Genomic DNA, 17730 nt, shown 5'->3' on the forward strand with positions numbered 1-17730 from the left:
GATAAAGTGTTTGATGTACTCAAGACAACCAACTAGCTTAGTTATCTCTCGTCATTACTGTTATAAAAAGTTCATTCATTCGAATGATGATTCGTTAAGAATTTTCGAGAATCGTATGTGTTTCACTGTTTAGTTATCAAGGTTGTTTATCTGTCGTTGTCTGTCCGACAGCTTGTTTATATTACCACAAGCATTTTCGTTTGTCAACAACTTTTTTTAATTTCTTTTAAAAAACTTTTGAAGTTTTTCAAAATGAAATCCCGCTTCCTCAGAAGCGAGATTCAGTATATCATCAGAGTTGCCATTCGTCAACCCCTTTTTTCAATTTTTTTGATTTTTTTACATTATTTGACATTTGTGCTCAATTTCCGTAGAAAACACTCATAAACACTTTCACAAATATATTCTGATTATACAGGAAATTCAGTACTGTATCCTGCTCAACAAGAGCCATTCCCTGTTTTCCAATCGTAGTATCACAGAGCAGCGTCAGGATCAGAAACCCGATCCAGATAAAGATTATGCACTTCGCACCACCCACTACACCTCCGGCAATTTTATTCACGCCCTTTATCACAGGAAGATTTGTCAGAACATTCAGTATATAACTCAACAGTCTGATCACGATTGCAGAAATTATAAAGGATAAAAGAAATGATATTCCATTTACGATCATGACAGCCAGCGAATCTGCTATATATTCCGCAAACGTACTGACTGCAAGATAGCGGTATGTCTCTGCAGTATTATTTTCCATAAGAGAAGTTTTCAATATGTCCGGAAGTTCCATTTTTTCCATTATCTGCGTCTGTTCTTCTTTATCCAGAGCTTTCTGGCTGCCTGTCTGTTCCATGACCAGTTCCTGGCAGTTACTCTGAACAATATTATAAACAGGTGTATACTCTCTCACAAATGTATTTACATATGGATTAATCACCCATACAAGGAGAAAGGATATGATCATAAAAAAAGCAGATACGATTTCTTTTACAAAGCCTCTGCGAAATCCGGAAGCGCATGCAAAAATAATCAGTGCAAGCACCACAATGCCAAGCCAAGTCCAGCTTATGTCCATTTCATTCTCCTTAACTGAGTTTTATCACATTTACACCAGTATCCATAACAAGCAAATACTTATTCCACCCCAATTTGAAAAAGTCTTTCACTGTTCCATCCACACTTCCAAAATATTTCTCGGAACCGTTGCTATTCAACACGCAAAGCTGGGAACTGTTGTACATAACAATATAATCATCACTCATTCTGATAGTGGTATATGGAATATTAAAATCCTTGCTAAATTTCAGCTTGCCAGCAGAAGAATATACCTGCATGGTATACTGTTTGTCTTTGCTGTCATTTTTAAATACCAGGCCAATGTTGTCTTCATCATAAAAAGTACTGATAATCTCCTGCTCAACCTGGACTGTTTTCAGTTCTTTGGGAATCTGACGCCCGGAATATATGGTAAATCCATCATCCCGAAGTGCAACTGCATTGCTGCCAAGATACTGAATCTGCGGAACTACTACTCCATCATACGTGTACCCGCTTACAATACGGTCATCTTCATTCTGTCCAACTTCTCCGAAATTATAAAAAGCTATGTAACTGGTGGTCTCGCTGCTGTCCACAAACTGATATGCCACCATCATCACAACGCCATTATCTGCCAGTGCCACATCCATAGGATATCCAGGATCCTGAATATTAGTCTGATTTTCTGCCACAAGACTTCCATCTAAATTGTAAAAATTGATCCAGGTGTGGTCGCCGCCATCCAGAATTGCCGCTGCCATTCCGGTTTTGGAAACTTTCGCCTTTACAATACTGTAAGAAGTAGATACAGTCCCGGTAATTCCATTTTTGTCAAGAAAAACCATGGATGTACCATCTTTATCAGCAATCACGGCACAGTCACCGCAAACATCTGCCACGGGATTCTGCATGTCATATGTCTGGGACCATACAGTTTCCAGCTTGTTGTTTACCAGAGATACCTCGTCGGAACTATAGCGCAGAATCTTACCTGACAGATAGGTGTACTGGGTGGAAACAGTATCCTCCTGCTCACTGGTCACCTGTACTTTATAGTTTCGGTAAGTTCTTTTTTCCAGAAAAAGAAAGCCTGCCAAGACCACAAATACAGCAATCAGTATCACGGCAACCGGTTTCAGCACAGCTTTCTTTCTTCGCAAAGCAGCTTTGATTTTTCTTCTCGCAGCTTCATTCCCACCGGCTCCGGCCTGGGCTTTTTCCAGATGGCGTTTCTCGGCCAGAAGTCGTTTCCGCCGCAGTTTCTTTTTGATATTTTTGAATGTGTTTGCCATAATTTAACCTTGCCTTGTATTTTCTATTTTTTCGATTATACCACATCCGGTCAAGGTAATACAATCATTTGCCCCGGATAAATCACCTGGTTTTCTTCCAGATTATTCAGGCGGCAGATTTCCGGGATGGCATCCATATTTCCATAATGGGAAATACTGATCTGGTATAAAGTATCGCCTGGTTTGATCACATAAGTTTCGTATATACCGTCAGATGAGGTCTGTGCACTGGAATCCGTCTGTTCTTCTACGTTGGTGCTCTGTTTCTTTATTTTCCGTTCATCAGCTTCCTGGGAAAAAGTTTCCGTCTGATCCACCGTTTCTGCCGGCTCCTCAGTTTCTGTCTGTTCTGCTGCTTCCGCCTCATTTGCAAAATCAGATTCGCTGTCCTGCCAGCTATTCCCGGTTTCATCACTTATTTCTGTATCGGCGGCTTCCTGCGTTATTTTTGGAGTCACCGAAGCATTTCTTTCCAACTGCTCTTCCGGACTTTTCTCCTGTTTGGAAACATCCTGTATCTGATTCGTGTCATTTTCTGCCTGCTTTTCTTCTGATGCATCTTCCTCTGTTTTTCCTGACATAACAGTCACTGCATAATCATCTTCAGGCTGCACCGGCAAGCCACCGTAATTTCTGTAAAAGCCCGCACCTACAGCTAATACAGCAAGTACCAGACAGGCCGTTGCTGCATATGAAAAAACAGAGGTACGCTCCATTTCCTCCTGGGGCTTTTCCTCTGTCTTTTCTGCTTTCTTTGTTTTCTTGTTCCGGATGATTTTCCGAAAAGATACAACCGCCTCGTCAGACACATTTTCTGTAAATTCCGGCGCAAAATCTTTATTTTTTTCAATCATGTACTCCTGCATCAGCGGATTTTTCTCATAATAAATGTAATATCCCCGCTGCCGGACCATAAGGCCATTTTCAAAGAAGAAGAAAGCTTCTTCTTTTTCTGCAGGTTCCATAAGCATAAGCACTTTTTCACCGCCAAAATACCGAAGATGGATTCGGGTCAGCAATTCGTCTGTTTCCATATACATCTGAGGGCGCGAAAAAAACCAGCCTGTTATTTCCTGTCCCGGAAAATATTTTGCCTGGTCTTCCTGTATTTTTGCCCATATTTTTTCAGAGAAATCAATATGATCTGATGCAGCTTCCATATCTTCCACCATCAAAGCTCCCCGGATGAAAAGATAGGTTATACCATTGTTCCATTTTGTTTCGCCTGTAAAAACAGCTACACAGCCTTGTTCTTTTCCGGAACCGACCGCATTCCTGGCAAGCCTTGTCAGAAATGTGTATACGTAATCTTCAATATAAATACGCATATTTCCGGTTGTCAGTCCTACCTGACGTATGTTTCTCGGCAGATTAAAAAGATTTTCCCCATTTTTCGCCTCCTGTTTCTCTTCTTTGTAGATAACTTCTATCATAGTCACATCACCCCTTCGGGTATGAGAATATCACATGAGAAATGCAGATTTTAGCGGAATATAAGACCTGTTTCACAGAATTTTGCGACAGTTTTTGCAAAGGAAATATTTGTCGGGATGAAGGGTACAGCGAACTGCTGCAATTGAATTCCGGCAGAATGTCACGTAAAGTGCAGCATATAGATTTCGATATGTTTTTTTGTACTCAGCCAGGTGCATATTTTTTCCAGATATAGGATAAGATGGATTATATCAGACAGCTGCAGCTGCAAATTATCGTTCATAAGTAATCGGGCAAGTTTGCTTATTTATGAAATTTTTAAAGCAGGAGAACTTTTATGCCTTTTTATGTAAATACCCAAAAACCAGATTCTTCCAGAGAAATTGCACGGCTTCTGGGAAAATGTATTAAGCGTCATAAGCGGGACTGGACTGAAATTGTGTTTTTGTGCATTGGAAGTGACCGGGTAACCGGAGACTGTCTGGGACCTTATGTGGGCTATCGTTTAAGTCAGCATCAGCTTCCAGGAATTTTTGTCTACGGTACATTAAGTCAGCCTGTTCATGCCGTCAATCTGTCCGATATAACGGACTTTATTTCAAAGAACCATCCGTTTGCCCTTGTAATTGCTATAGACGCGTCTCTAGGCGATGAAAGACATTTGGGCTATGTGACAATCGGAAACGGTTCTCTTTACCCAGGTGCGGCTGTTCAGAAAGATCTGCCTCCTGTGGGGGATATTTATATTACTGGAATTGTAAATATTGCAGGAATTCTGGAATATCTGACTTTACAGACAACAAGACTGTCCACTGTGATCACGCTGGCAGACACCATTGCACAGGGGATTCTCGGAAATTTTATATAACAATACGGCAAACAGAAGCTTTCACTTCCATTTGCCGTATGCTTATTTAGCATATCACTTTTTTGAATTTCCAAAAGGTTTTCTGTAAAAACAGACATAACGCCTGCCGGCGCCAGCACCATATAGGAAAGGTACAGCCAATTAGATAAATGCTTTGATCTGTTTATAGATACCGGCTACATCAAGACCGTATTTCTCAAGAAGAGCAACAGCCGGGCCGGACTCTCCATAAACATCATTGATACCAATACGTTTAACCGGTACAGGCGCTTTCTCAGCAAGGCACTCGCATACAGCACCACCAAGGCCGCCGATGATGGAATGCTCTTCAACAGTAACAACTTTGCCTGTTTCTTTGGCAGCTGCTACAACAAGTTCCTCATCGAGAGGTTTGATGGTGTGGATGTTAATAACCTTTGCTTCGATTCCTTCTTCAGCCAGTTTCGCAGCTGCTTCCAGAGACGGAGCTACGCAAAGTCCGTTTGCAATAATGGTAAGGTCTTTTCCCTCGCGGAGAACAATACCTTTGCCAAGTTCAAATTTATAATCCGGATTATCATTGATAATCGGAACAGCAAGACGGCCAAATCTCATGTAAACAGGGCCCACATGCTCATAAGCTGCCTCTACCATTGCTTTTGCTTCAATATCATCAGACGGGCATGCAACAATCATTCCCGGAATTGTACGCATAAGTGCAAAATCCTCGCAGCACTGGTGTGTAGCACCATCCTCACCAACGGAAATTCCGCCGTGGGTAGCACCAATCTTAACATTCAGCTTCGGATATCCAACAGAGTTGCGAACCTGCTCAAAGGCACGTCCTGCTGCAAACATAGCGAAAGTACTTGCGAAAGGCACTTTTCCAGTTGTTGCGATTCCGGCAGCAATTCCCATCATGTTGCACTCTGCGATACCGCAGTCGATGTGGCGCTCCGGAAATGCTTTCTTAAAGATTCCGGTCTGTGTAGCTGCAGCAAGGTCAGCATCCAGAACAACCAGATCATCATGTTTTTTTCCAAGTTCTACAAGAGCGTTACCATAACTTGCTCTGGTGGCAATCTTCTTTACTTCTGACATAATGCTTCACCTACCTTTTCCAAATCTGCCATAGCCTGTGCGTACTCTTCATCGTTCGGAGCTTTTCCATGCCAGCCAACCTGGTTCTCCATGAAAGATACCCCTTTGCCTTTTACTGTTTTCATAACGATCGCAGTCGGCATTCCTTTCACAGTCTTTGCCTCGTCAAAAGCAGCGCGCAGCTGCGCCATGTCATTTCCATCAGCTACATTTATTACATGGAAATTGAATGCTTCGAATTTCTTATCGATCGGGTATGGGGAGCATACGTCCTCAACTTTACCATCGATCTGAAGACCATTGTTATCAACGATCACTACAAGATTGTCCAGTTTCCTTGCTCCTGCAAACATTGCAGCTTCCCATACCTGACCCTCCTGGATCTCGCCGTCTCCAAGAAGTGTGTATACACGATAGCTGTCATTTGATAATTTTGCAGAAAGTGCCATTCCAACCGCTGCAGAGATTCCCTGTCCAAGGGAACCGCTGGACATATCGACGCCAGGAATATGCTTCATATCCGGATGTCCCTGAAGGTAAGATCCGAGATGACGAAGTGTCACCAGATCCTCTTTCGGGAAATAACCTCTCTCAGCCAGTACAGAATACAGACCTGGTGCAGTATGACCTTTGGAAAGGACAAAACGGTCGCGATCTGCTTTCTTCGGATCCTTAGGATCAATATTCATTTCCTCAAAATAAAGATAAGTAAATAAATCTGCTGCTGATAAAGATCCGCCTGGATGACCAGCTTTAGCAGCATGCAGTGCTGTTACGATGTCTTTGCGGACTTCGTTGGCAACTTTCTGAAGCTCTAAATTCTCCATTCTCAATTCTCCTTATTATTTCCCATGATATCATAATGTGCGAATCACAACCGGATTGAATTCTTACGTAAAATAATTTCTCGGTTAATTATTCTCCAAATACAGCCTTGTAATCATTCTGGAATTTAACAATACCAGCGTCTGTCAGCGGATGATGAGTCATCTGCTCAAGTACTTTAAATGGTACAGTAGCGATATCAGCACCTGCAAGTGCGCACTGTGTTACATGCATTGGATGACGTACACTTGCTGCGATGATCTCGGTATCGATGCCTGCAACTGCAAACATATCAGCGATCTGGCGAATGAGCTCAACACCGTCTGTAGAGATATCATCCAGTCTTCCAAGGAATGGAGATACATATGTAGCACCAGCTCTTGCTGCAAGAAGTGCCTGGTTAGCGCTGAAGATCAGAGTTACATTTGTCTTGATACCTTCTTTTGAAAGAACTTTAACTGCTTTCAGACCTTCGCATGTCATAGGAATTTTTACAACCATGTTCGGATGGATTTTGGCAATCTCGCGTCCCTCACGGATCATTCCCTCTGCATCTGTTGTAGTAGCTTTAACCTCGCCGCTGATCGGTCCATCGACGATCTCTGTGATCTCTTTGATTACTTCATTGAAATCTCTTCCCTCTTTCGCGATCAGGGATGGATTTGTAGTTACGCCACAGATAATTCCCATATCGTTAGCTGCCTTAATATCTTCTACTTTTGCTGTGTCAATAAAAAATTTCATGATTTCTTCCTCCTAAATGAATTAGACTAGAGCGTTGCAGCGCTTCCTTTGTCTTGCACTGTTCATATGCTTTCATTATAGCAGACTTCATTTACAGGTCAAGGCAGAGAGTGAATTATTAATAAAATTTCAATTAATAATTTCATCTATTATTAATCATTATATAGTTTGTTAGTATGGTATCAATCAATTTTCTACTGTATCAATCAGTTTTTCCAGCAATTTTACCAGATGTTTTTTTTAAATTATTACTAATAATTTCCAGTAAATTATTTATTTAAACTTATTTTCTTCGGATTTTTCGTTTATGGGATCCGGTTTATCCATACGTGCATAACCGGTGGTTTTTCGCACAATAATCTTGGGATTATACTCAATATTATATACACTTGTGGGACGGATGCCTTCCCCGAAACGGATGCCTGTATCGATTTTCCGGATGATAATGTCACAGGCATCCCTGCCCTTCAGATCAACGAAGTGATCAATGGTAGTCAGTGACACTCTGCGAATTCCGGAATAAAAAATATTGTCGCAGCCGATCACAGATACATCCTTCGGCACTCTCAGACGGGCATCCTGAAGAGCATCCACAGCACCAATGGCCATCATGTCATTCTGTCCGGCAATGGCAGTAAATCTGCTGCCATCCTCCAGAAGAGACCTGGTCAGGGCATAGCCCATAGAATACTCGGAATCCGTCTTAGGATTGCGACGGTCAACGGATTCGTCAGCAGCCCGGATGATCACATGTCCGGAAAGCCCAGCCTTCTCAAACTCACGGACAAAACCATCCACTCGTTTGGAACGCTGCCACTGTCTTCTGGTAAGCGGCGGCGTAATAAAGGCCACATCCCGATGTCCCAGATCCAGCAGATGCCTCGCCATAAGTCGTCCCACTTCTGTGTTGTCCTGATTAATAGCATCTACTGTACTGATTTTTTCTTTGTTGCTAATGATGACCAGCGGAATGCTTCTTGCCATCTCTTCTACCTGGCTGATATAGTCCGGGTGGGGATTGCAGGCATAAATGATCCCCTGGGGTGCCATGGCGCGTATCATGCGCAGATACTTCTCTTCCAGCCTGGCATCACGCTGGGTATTGCAGATGAAAACTCCGTAGCCACGCTCGTTGGCTACCGCCTCGATTCCCTGAAGGAGCATCACATAGTAAGGGCTGGTAATAGTTGGGCAAAAGACAACAATCATTTTTTCCTTTTTGTTCTCTTTTTTATTTTTGTGGCCCGGAAGCTGATAGCCCAGTTCTCTGGCCGCGCTTTCCACTTTTTCCACTGTTTCTCGGGAAAAAGAAACATTGTACTTATGGTTCAGAACCATGGAAACCGTTGCCTGGGAAACTCCCGCTTTCTCTGCCACATCTGATGAAGTCACTTTTTTGCGTGCCACAAAAATCACCTCCTGCCATCTTACAGTTCTACCCTGCCCTCCAATGCCCGAAGCAGGGTAACTTCATCAATGTATTCCAGGTCACCGCCGACCGGCACACCACTGGCAATACGGCTGACCTTGATCCCGGTGGGCTTGATCAGCTTACTGATATACATTGCTGTAGTCTCTCCCTCCAGACTGGAGTTGGTGGCAATGATCACTTCTTTTACATCTCCCTGAAGTCGCATGATCAGCTCTTTCAGCTTGATATCATCCGGACCAATTCCCAGCATAGGGGATATTGCGCCGTGAAGTACATGATAAACTCCATCAAATTTACCGGTTTTTTCATAAGCAGCAAGATCCCTGGTGTTCTCCACTACCATAATCGTACTGTGATCTCTTTTGGGATTGCTGCAGATTGGGCACATTTCTTTATCCGTAAGGGTGTAGCAGCACTTACAGTACTGTACGTTCATCCGGGCATCGGTGATGGCATTGGTAAGCTGCTGCACCTGTTCCTTTGGCATATTCATAATATGAAAAGCCAGGCGCTGGGCAGACTTTGCCCCGATTCCCGGAAGATGGGAAAACTGCTCAATCAGTTTATTGATATGACTGCTGTAGTATTCCATCAGAATGGAAGACCCCCGCCAAGTCCTCCCAGACCTCCTGTAAGTTTGGACATTACAGCCTGGTTCTCCTGCTCAACCTTGCGAAGTGCTTCATTAGTTGCTGCAACAATAAGATCTTCAAGCATCTCGATGTCATCCGGATCTACAACTTCCTCTGCAAGCTTCACCTTGGTCACTTCTCTCTTACCTGAGATAGTTACTTCTACAGCTCCGCCGCCGGCTGCTGCAGTAAACTCTTTCTCCTCGAGAGCTTTCTGGTTCTCTTCCATCTGGCGCTGCATTTTCTGCGCCTGCTTCATAAGGTTATTCATGTTTCCCGGCATACCCATGCCTGGAAATCCTCCACGCTTTGCCATTACAAAGTCCTCCTTTAACTGTTCTGATTTCATGCTGGATTCCGCATTTCTGATTTTTCAAACAGGCTCTATAACATTTGCGGCAGCAAAAATCATTTTTCATAACAATATTCACATTTTCTGCAAATATTATTAATTTACTTCTCGTTCGTCGCTTTCACGGCAACTCTTATGTTGCTGCACAAAAATCAAACAGCAACACTCTTATTCTTCTGCATCGTCAGGATCTTCCTCCACAACAACATCCATATGGATATTCTCCCGGAGAGCCTGATCTACAGTAACCTTGGCAAGATTGGTATGGTTGTGTTCTTTTGCCACCACCATCTTAAGTTCTACACTCTTGCCAGTCTGGGCCAGGATGATATTCTTCAGTTCTTCCTCTGCTTCCGGATTATCTACATAGGTTTTTCCAAGGAAATCCTGGAATTCGATGTAGAGAACCGGTTCACCGGTCTGGCCATTGTATTTGGGAATAGACTTCTGGAGCATCTGTTTGAAAATGCCGCTGGTCTGACCTACGATCACCTTCCAGCTGGCTACAATCTTCTGCAGATCCTCAGGTGCCGCTTTCTCAGGTGCTGCTGCCATGCCTTCTGCACTGCCATCCGATCCGGCTCCTGTACTTCCGGCGCTGCCAGTGGCTCCCGGTTGGACAAATACCTGCTGAACAGGCCGCTCGTCCATGCGCTGTTCCAGAACACGAAGACGATCCAGAACAGAATCCAGATTGGTCTCCATCGCCGGACGGCACAGTTTGATCAGAGCAATCTCCACCAGAACACGCTTCTGGGTGGAATAGCGGATCTGACTGGACAGGTCAGAAAAAATACGGATGTAGCGCATCAGCGTTTCTACATCCACCATCTCACTTTCTTCCCTTAGAAGTTTCAGATTCTCAGATGATACATCAATGGCTTCCTCCGGATTCTCGGAGGTTTTTACCAGAAGGAGATTACGCATGTACCAGGTAAAATCTCCCACAAACTGTCCAAGCTCTCTTCCGCCTATGATCAAATCCTCAAGAGTGCGTATCGCACCTGTCACATCTCCCTGGAGCACTTTTCGCAAAAGCTTGCTGAACACTTCCGTATCCACAGCTCCCAGAACCTCCAGGACTTTGTCATAAGTCAGTGTCTGCCCCAGATAAAAGGCAATGCACTGATCCAGAAGGCTTAGTGCATCTCGCATGGAACCGTCTCCGGCTTTTGCCACATAACGGACGGCTTTTTCTTCTGCCTCTACGCCTTCGATTTTCAGAAGTTCATCCAGCCTTGCCGCAATGGTATCAATAGTGATGCGGTGAAAATCGTATCGCTGACATCTGGACAAAATAGTGATCGGTATCTTGTAGGCCTCTGTGGTGGCAAGAATGAAGATAACATAAGACGGAGGTTCCTCCAGTGTTTTCAGAAGAGCATTAAACGCTCCTGTCGAAAGCATGTGAACCTCGTCGATAATGTATACCTTATAGTTTCCTTCAGTAGGACGATAGGCCACCTCCTCACGGATCTCACGGATATTGTCAACGCCGTTATTGGACGCTGCATCGATCTCGATCACGTTCATGGAGGTGCCAGCCTGTATCGCCTTACACATGTCACATTCACCACAGGGACTTCCATTTACCGGATGCTGGCAGTTTACTGCTTTTGCCAGTATTTTTGCAACGGTAGTCTTACCGGTTCCTCGGGTGCCGCAAAACAGATACGCGTGACCAATACGGTTATGCTTGATCTGATTGGTCAGGGTAGTTACAATGTGATCCTGTCCCTTGACATCGTCAAAATTATCCGGTCTGAACTTCCGGTATAGAGCAGTATAGCTCATTTATGGAAACTCCTTTCTAACAGCAGGGAATCAATCGCCGAAGCTGATTCCGATCTGCTTTGCAGCCTTAACGGTCTGGTCTTTCGGAGAAACCATTTTCAGCTTGCCGGCACATTCTTCAAGAGGTACTCTCTTGATTTTGCCATTTACAATACCGATCATGATGCCATATTCTCCGTCCAGAATAGCCTCTGCTGCTCCTGCTCCGATTCTTGTGGAAAGCACACGATCATATGCACATGGTGCCCCACCTCGCTGTGTATGTCCCGGAACTGTAATGCGTACCTCAGAACCAAGCTTCTGGGTAATCTTGTCTGCAATTTCATAGGATACGGAAGGATACTTCTTCGCGCGGTCTTCCAGCTTTTTCTTGTAATCTTTCTTGGAAAGAAGGGCATCCTCTTTGGAAATGGCGCCTTCTGCCACTGCAAGAATGGTGAAACGCTTGCCAGCTTTAGATCTCTTCTGGATAGCTGCAACTACCTTCTCAATGTCGTATGGGATTTCCGGAATCAGGATAATATCTGCTCCGCCGGCAATTCCTGCGTGCAGAGTAAGGCTTCCTACCTTGTGTCCCATAACTTCTACGATAAATACACGGCCATGGGATGCTGCTGTTGTATGAATGCAGTCGATAGCGTTTGTTGCAATATTTACTGCACTCTGGAACCCGAATGTCATATCTGTACCCCAGATATCATTGTCGATGGTCTTAGGCAGATGGATGATATTCAGACCTTCTTCTCTTAAGAGGTTGGCTGTTTTCTGGGTTCCGTTTCCTCCGAGGATTACAAGACAGTCAAGACAAAGCTTGTAATAAGTCTGCTTCATAGCCTCTACCTTGTCCAGTCCATTGGCATCCGGTACGCGCATAAGCTTAAACGGCTGTCTGGATGTTCCAAGAATAGTTCCGCCCTGTGTAAGGATTCCGGAAAAATCCTTGGATGTAAGCATACGGTATTTGCCGTAGATCAGTCCCTTATATCCATCATCAAATCCGTAAACTTCCAGGTCATCAATGCTGTTTGTAAGCCCTTTTACAACTCCCCGCATGGTGGCATTCAGTGCCTGGCAGTCACCGCCGCTTGTTAATAAGCCGATTCTTTTAATCATAGTACCCTCCATTTCTGTGTCTCTAGAGCGTGTTTCAAAAATCATTCCAGCAAGCTACGCGCTCCAGTAAAAACTACATTTTGAAATTTGATCCGCGAGCTCTGTTCGTTACTGATCACAAAGTGAGCAGTGACCGCTGTTCTGTTACGTCTGGGCAGCGTAAAAATCGCGGGGCAAGTTTGTTTATATTATATAATATTTCCCGTTCTGACACAACAAGTAATTTGCAACCAGATATTTCTGGAGCCGGCTTGTTACTGTTCACTCCGTGACCAGTAACGCGCTTCGCGATGCACAGAAATCATGCATTCGCATGATTTCGCGCCGCAATTCTCGGGTTTTCTGTGAACTTTGTTCACAAAAAACACCTCGCGGAATGTTACCAGTGAACAGTAACGCCGGCTTGACAATACATTAAATTTTTTTGCTGTTTTGCAGCAGTGGCTTGACAAATCCACAGTCTTCCTTTATAATTAAATTCCGCGCAGCCGGGGAGATAGCGGTGCCCTGTACCTGCAATCCGCTACAGCAGGGGTGATGCCAATCTGAGGCTTGTATCTTGTGGAGCTGCCCTTTATAAGTGGCGTTGACGTTTGGGTCTTACGCAACAGGACTCTATGAACCGTGTCAGGACAGGAATGTAGCAGCACTAAGTAGAATCTCCTGTGTGCCGTGAGGGTGCCTGGGCTGAGTTAACTGTAGAGGTAACGTCTGTGAGACCATTCCGAGGTGCGGCGCGCGAAATAAGAGGATTGTGGAACGTCGGATGAGGGCGTTCTTTTTTTGTATTAAAATAGATTTCTGCAAAATGGGGAGAGCAAATTACTGGAATGCTTTTTCAAACAGGCTCTGGCGCGGTACGCCCCAGGCAAACAAAAAGACACATATTGTATCAGGGCTGTGAATGTGTTGTTCACGCCATTTTTACAATATGTGTCCTATTTTTAGTTTGCTATTCTATTTTGAATGCAAGCTGTGAAAAATCATTTGCACAGCTCCGCTACGACCTGATTGATCACCTTGCCGTCAGCCTTGCCCTTCAGCTCTGGCATAATAGTCTTCATGATCTGTCCTTTGTTTCCAGAAGCGATCAGGTCTGCATGTTTCTCTGTAAGGTAAGCCTTGATCTCAGAAGCGTCCATCAGCTTTGGAGCGTATTTCGCAATCACATCATATCTTGCCTGATATTCATCTTTCAGATCCTGTCTGGATTCCGGACAGGTGTCGATCTGCTCTTTCACAGATTTCAGCTCTTTCAGAATAACACGGTCAACCAGTTCGCCACTGATATCGTCACGGCAGCCTTCGTCGATTGCCACCTTCTTCACTGCGGAAATCAGGGAAGAGACTGCATCCTTTGTTACTTTATCCTTCGCTTTCATGGCAGCTACCATGTCTTTTCTCAATGCTTCAAGTTCCATTGTATTTTCCTCCTGTCATTTTCTATGTGGTTGTTTACATAATGTTCCACAACGTTCCATCAAATCATAATTCTTTCATCCTGTGGCATTTCAGACGACTTGATGTATTTTTTGCTTTGTTTTTTATCATACCACTAATTTTCTGATTTTCCAACCTGCTCTGCCAAAGATTTTTTCAGCATTTTCTTCTTTTCCCGAAGCTCGCGAAAAAAATCGGAAAGCATGATGGAACACTCTTCCTGAAGAACACCGCGGATTACTTCTACCTTGTGGTTAAAGCCATCCATTTCCAAAAGATTCAGCACAGAACCGGCACATCCTGCTTTTGGATTCATGCTGCCGATAACCACACGGTCAATTCTGGACTGCATAAGCGCTCCGGCGCACATCTGGCAAGGCTCTAAGGTTACATACATCGTGCAGCCTTCCAGTCTCCAGTCTCCTAATTTTTTGCTTGCCTTTTTAATCGCGTTCAATTCTGCGTGAGAAAGGGTATTCTTGTCCGTGTTTCTCCGATTATAGCCTCTTGCAATGATCTGCCCGTTGCAAACGATCACACAGCCAATTGGCACCTCTTCCAATGCCCAGGCTTTCTTTGCCTGGCGAATTGCCTCTTTCATATAACGTTCCTGATCTGTAAGCATTTTTTACCTTTACTTTCTACTACTTTATGGTGAATCTCGGCATTTTTGCCGCTGCGCTGTCATTTTCATTTCAGGCGCCGCAGCGGCAATAGCTTTATTATAGGCAGTTCGCACAGGGATGTCAATTTTAACAACCGGCAGGTGGATCAATCGCACGGTACCAGTACCCTCCCCTGCCTTTTTTCACCTTGATACAGTTGCTTTCTTTGAAGCAGGAAAAGCCGAACATGCCTGCCATAAACTGTTCCTGCTGGTCGTAGCTTCCGGGTACACCAAGTATGTACCGGCCATTTGATCTGTGGCACAGAAGGAGATGTCCGAAATTGTAGTATCCGTATTGCAAAAAACGGTTGTTGCGAAGGGCGCATTGTCTTCTTGGAAAATGGACCAGATCCTGGGGTGTAATTTTCCAGCACTGGTTCAGATCGCTGTCTTGGAACGGGCAGAAGGGCTGACCAAATGGGAGTGCTATGGTTTTCTCCTTTTCCTCTTGTTTTGTATTTACTCTACAGGTAATTTTTTGCTCTGCTTCCCATATTTCCCCCACGGTTGGCTCATCTTTTGCTTGTGGTTCATCACTTATCATTTCTTCTGCTTCCAGCAGATCATCCTGCATTTGTTCCACCACATCCTCCACTTCATGCCTGTCATCTAAATCAGGTGTGGAATCTGTTTCCGGCTTGCTTTCATTCTCCAGCTTTTCTTCTGCTTTCTCTTTTATTATTTCACATACGGTACCAGTTTCTTCTTTCTTTATTATACTTTCCTTAAAATTCTCCGGGCGGATTGTCTGGTCATCCCACTCTGTTCCAAAAAAGTCTCCCGATTCTGTAAGCAAAATCATACCTCCCATTTTTTCCAGAGGAATTCCCGAGCCCCCCATATCCGTTCCGTCTGTTTCCACCAGACATTCGATTCTATTTGCCTCCGTTTTGCAGCTGCCCAGCAAAATTCCATTCATCAGTCCCTCTTTTCGCACAAATCCATATACTTTGCACACTTCTCCTGCTGCCAGGTTTCCTACCTGAAGATGTGGTTCAATTGTACACATGTGATTTCTCACTTCCACCTTCATAAAGCCACAATTATCTTCCTTTTTCCCTTTTCGGTATTCATATACATATGCGATAAAACGCCGATATCCCACCAACTGACGCCCTCCCCTTTTTATGCATCTCACTCATTAATGTATATGAAAAAACAGAATTTTCATTCATAAAAACGCATTCTGTTTCACTTGGAACATCTGTTCAAATGAATTAATTTAATTGCCTCTCCCCAAATAAGACCTGGTTAATTTCAATTCTTTTTGAAATTTTTTGAATTTTTTCAATTTTTCTGTTGACAAGCCAGTATATTCTATGTATAATATCACTTGCAGTTGACGAAGTGTGGCTCAGTTTGGTAGAGCGCTGCGTTCGGGACGCAGAGGTCGTGGGTTCGAATCCCGTCACTTCGACTACTTGGCAGGGGCGCCGAAATTCTTGAAAAATCAAGGGTTTCGGTGTTTTTTTATGTTTAAATTTTCTTCTTTTTTCGAAAGCTATATTCTATTTTAACTATTTAGATATAGAAATATTTATTTTTTGTGCTAAAATATCTTTATCGGGCAGAGAGGATTTTCCTCTCCCAGAGTTTGTTGAAACAAGCTCTAACACAAAAGCAAAATACCATAAAAGCACCAGGAGGATGAACATGAAAAGAAAAAGAAATTTATATCATTTATGGTTTTGTTTTGCCATGCTTCTGTTTCTGGCGGTTCCTTTTAAAGTAAAGGCGGAAACTGCCACAACGCCAGTAAGCATTTCTGTACAATATGGACAGACAGAAGCACGAACAATTCTGAATATGATCAATGAAATGCGTACAAGCAGCACAGACGCATGGTATTGGAAGCAAGACGATACAACCAAAACATATTGCACAAATCTGCAGCCATTGCAGTATGATTACGATCTGGAAAAAACAGCTATGCAAAGGGCCGCTGAAATTGCAATTATTTATTCCCATACACGTCCAAATAACAAAGACACCTTCTCCGCCTTTTATGAAAATTCAGTATATTATACTTATGCAGGCGAAAATATAGCTGCGGGATATGGAACTGCTGACAGTGTCAACGACGGCTGGAGGGAAGATAACGAGCTTTACGCCGGTCAGGGACACAGACGAAATATGCTTAATTCTAAATTCAACTGTGTCGGAATCGGTCATGTATACTACAATGGCTTTCACTATTGGGTGGAAAATTTTGCATACAGAGATAAAGTTAATACCACCCCTGTAAGTGCAGACAACACAGAAACTACCCTTACAATTCCAGTTGCAACATCAAAAATTTCTAATTTTAATATTACTTTTGACAAAGATGAGTATTCTTTAAAAACAGGTGAAAGCACTTCCATTTCCGTATCAGATCCAACGATTTCCGTTTTCGGACACTGGGGTTCCAGATTTGTTTTTGTGACTGATACCCCAGATCTAACAATTGCTGATTCGACAGTCGCTACCCTTTCGGGTTCCATAACTGGAATTTCTGAAGGCGATACTACAATTAGTGCTTCTCTTTACGGTCTGACCGCGCACCAGACAGCTGCTGTCAAAGTACATAATTGTGAAAATCACTGGGACGATGGAAAAATAACCACACCCCCCACCTGCACTAAAACTGGCGTAAAACAATACACCTGCACAATCTGCAGCGAGACTAAAACAGAAGAAATTGCTGCATTAGGTCACGATTACAGTTCCGACTGGACTATCGATACCGCTGCTGCCTGCGAAACAGTCGGCAGCAAGAGCCATCACTGCACACGATGTGACAGCAAAAAAGATGTAACTGAAATTCCTGCTTCCGGTCATTCCTGGAATGATGGTGCAATTACCACTGAGCCTACCTGTACTGATGAGGGTGTAAAAACCTTTACCTGCAATGCCTGTGGCAAAACAAGGACTGAGGCAGTCGCAGCTCTGGGTCACAACTACAGTTCCGACTGGACTATCGATACCGCTGCTGCCTGCGAAACAGTCGGCAGCAAGAGCCATCACTGCACACGATGTG

General features: G+C 43.8%; 16 protein-coding genes, 1 tRNA gene and 1 other RNA gene. 4 read left to right on the forward strand and 14 right to left on the reverse strand.

The window, feature by feature from the left end; translation table 11 throughout:
• Nucleotides 1-361 precede the first annotated feature (361 nt).
• From ACESTK_RS19855 to ACESTK_RS19865, 3 genes are read right to left on the reverse strand one after another with little or no spacing between them, the layout of a single operon-like run.
• A complete protein-coding gene (locus ACESTK_RS19855) occupies nt 362-1075 on the reverse strand; it encodes a CvpA family protein (protein WP_179988326.1) in 714 nt (237 codons plus the stop codon).
• A 10-nt stretch (nt 1076-1085) separates the two neighbouring features.
• Nucleotides 1086-2330 (reverse strand): DUF5711 family protein, encoded by a 1245-nt coding sequence (locus ACESTK_RS19860; RefSeq protein ID WP_148463554.1) that lies wholly within the window; start codon nt 2328-2330, stop codon nt 1086-1088.
• A gap of 50 nt (nt 2331-2380) precedes the next feature.
• Nucleotides 2381-3763, reverse strand: a complete 1383-nt coding sequence (locus ACESTK_RS19865; RefSeq protein WP_256144599.1) for a LysM peptidoglycan-binding domain-containing protein — start codon at nt 3761-3763, stop codon at nt 2381-2383.
• Between the two features lie 338 nt (nt 3764-4101).
• Here ACESTK_RS19865 and yyaC point away from each other — a divergent pair, with 338 nt between their 5' ends.
• A complete protein-coding gene (gene yyaC / locus ACESTK_RS19870; RefSeq protein ID WP_148463555.1) occupies nt 4102-4632 on the forward strand; it encodes a spore protease YyaC in 531 nt (176 codons plus the stop codon).
• Between the two features lie 141 nt (nt 4633-4773).
• On the opposite strand, the gene ACESTK_RS19875 is transcribed toward yyaC, so the two are convergent.
• The 8 genes from ACESTK_RS19875 to ACESTK_RS19910 form a co-directional block, all read right to left on the reverse strand.
• A complete protein-coding gene (locus tag ACESTK_RS19875; RefSeq protein ID WP_256144598.1) occupies nt 4774-5712 on the reverse strand; it encodes a transketolase family protein in 939 nt (312 codons plus the stop codon).
• The gene (locus tag ACESTK_RS19880) at nt 5700-6539 is read right to left on the reverse strand and encodes a transketolase (protein ID WP_118577967.1); all 840 of its coding nucleotides are present in this window, start codon (nt 6537-6539) and stop codon (nt 5700-5702) included. The genes ACESTK_RS19875 and ACESTK_RS19880 overlap by 13 nt, the downstream gene beginning before the upstream one ends.
• A gap of 88 nt (nt 6540-6627) precedes the next feature.
• A complete protein-coding gene (gene fsa, locus ACESTK_RS19885) occupies nt 6628-7281 on the reverse strand; it encodes a fructose-6-phosphate aldolase (RefSeq protein WP_021924793.1) in 654 nt (217 codons plus the stop codon).
• A gap of 273 nt (nt 7282-7554) precedes the next feature.
• Nucleotides 7555-8688, reverse strand: coding sequence for a LacI family DNA-binding transcriptional regulator (locus ACESTK_RS19890; RefSeq protein WP_118577968.1), 1134 nt, complete (start codon nt 8686-8688; stop codon nt 7555-7557).
• A 20-nt stretch (nt 8689-8708) separates the two neighbouring features.
• Nucleotides 8709-9305 (reverse strand): recombination mediator RecR, encoded by a 597-nt coding sequence (gene recR, locus ACESTK_RS19895; RefSeq protein ID WP_118577969.1) that lies wholly within the window; start codon nt 9303-9305, stop codon nt 8709-8711.
• A complete protein-coding gene (locus ACESTK_RS19900; RefSeq protein WP_021924790.1) occupies nt 9305-9661 on the reverse strand; it encodes a YbaB/EbfC family nucleoid-associated protein in 357 nt (118 codons plus the stop codon). The genes recR and ACESTK_RS19900 overlap by 1 nt, the downstream gene beginning before the upstream one ends.
• Nucleotides 9662-9865: 204 nt before the next feature.
• Nucleotides 9866-11491 (reverse strand): DNA polymerase III subunit gamma/tau, encoded by a 1626-nt coding sequence (gene dnaX / locus ACESTK_RS19905; protein WP_256144597.1) that lies wholly within the window; start codon nt 11489-11491, stop codon nt 9866-9868.
• A gap of 30 nt (nt 11492-11521) precedes the next feature.
• Nucleotides 11522-12601 carry an ATP-dependent 6-phosphofructokinase gene (locus ACESTK_RS19910; protein ID WP_334284973.1) on the reverse strand — a complete coding sequence of 360 codons (1080 nt, stop codon included), beginning with the start codon at nt 12599-12601 and terminating at the stop codon, nt 11522-11524.
• Between the two features lie 483 nt (nt 12602-13084).
• Here ACESTK_RS19910 and ffs point away from each other — a divergent pair.
• Nucleotides 13085-13346: signal recognition particle sRNA large type (gene ffs / locus ACESTK_RS19915), an RNA gene on the forward strand.
• Nucleotides 13347-13587: 241 nt separating this feature from the next.
• Here the strand turns inward: ffs and ACESTK_RS19920 are convergent.
• The 3 genes from ACESTK_RS19920 to ACESTK_RS19930 form a co-directional block, all read right to left on the reverse strand.
• The gene (locus ACESTK_RS19920) at nt 13588-14025 is read right to left on the reverse strand and encodes a GatB/YqeY domain-containing protein (RefSeq protein WP_118577971.1); all 438 of its coding nucleotides are present in this window, start codon (nt 14023-14025) and stop codon (nt 13588-13590) included.
• Between the two features lie 134 nt (nt 14026-14159).
• A complete protein-coding gene (gene tadA, locus ACESTK_RS19925) occupies nt 14160-14669 on the reverse strand; it encodes a tRNA adenosine(34) deaminase TadA (RefSeq protein WP_173715864.1) in 510 nt (169 codons plus the stop codon).
• A gap of 127 nt (nt 14670-14796) precedes the next feature.
• Nucleotides 14797-15816 carry a DUF6128 domain-containing protein gene (locus ACESTK_RS19930; RefSeq protein WP_237963532.1) on the reverse strand — a complete coding sequence of 340 codons (1020 nt, stop codon included), beginning with the start codon at nt 15814-15816 and terminating at the stop codon, nt 14797-14799.
• A gap of 238 nt (nt 15817-16054) precedes the next feature.
• Between ACESTK_RS19930 and ACESTK_RS19935 the strand changes: the two genes are divergently transcribed.
• Both ACESTK_RS19935 and ACESTK_RS19940 read left to right on the forward strand, forming a co-directional pair.
• Nucleotides 16055-16128 (forward strand) — tRNA-Pro (locus ACESTK_RS19935).
• Between the two features lie 236 nt (nt 16129-16364).
• The coding region (locus tag ACESTK_RS19940; RefSeq protein WP_373120590.1) for a CAP domain-containing protein at nt 16365-17730 on the forward strand (1366 nt) is incomplete at its 3' end.

This window comes from Ruminococcus sp. Marseille-P328, assembly GCF_964249465.1.
In the GTDB taxonomy this organism is placed as follows: Bacteria; Bacillota; Clostridia; order Lachnospirales; family Lachnospiraceae; genus Blautia_A; species Blautia_A faecis.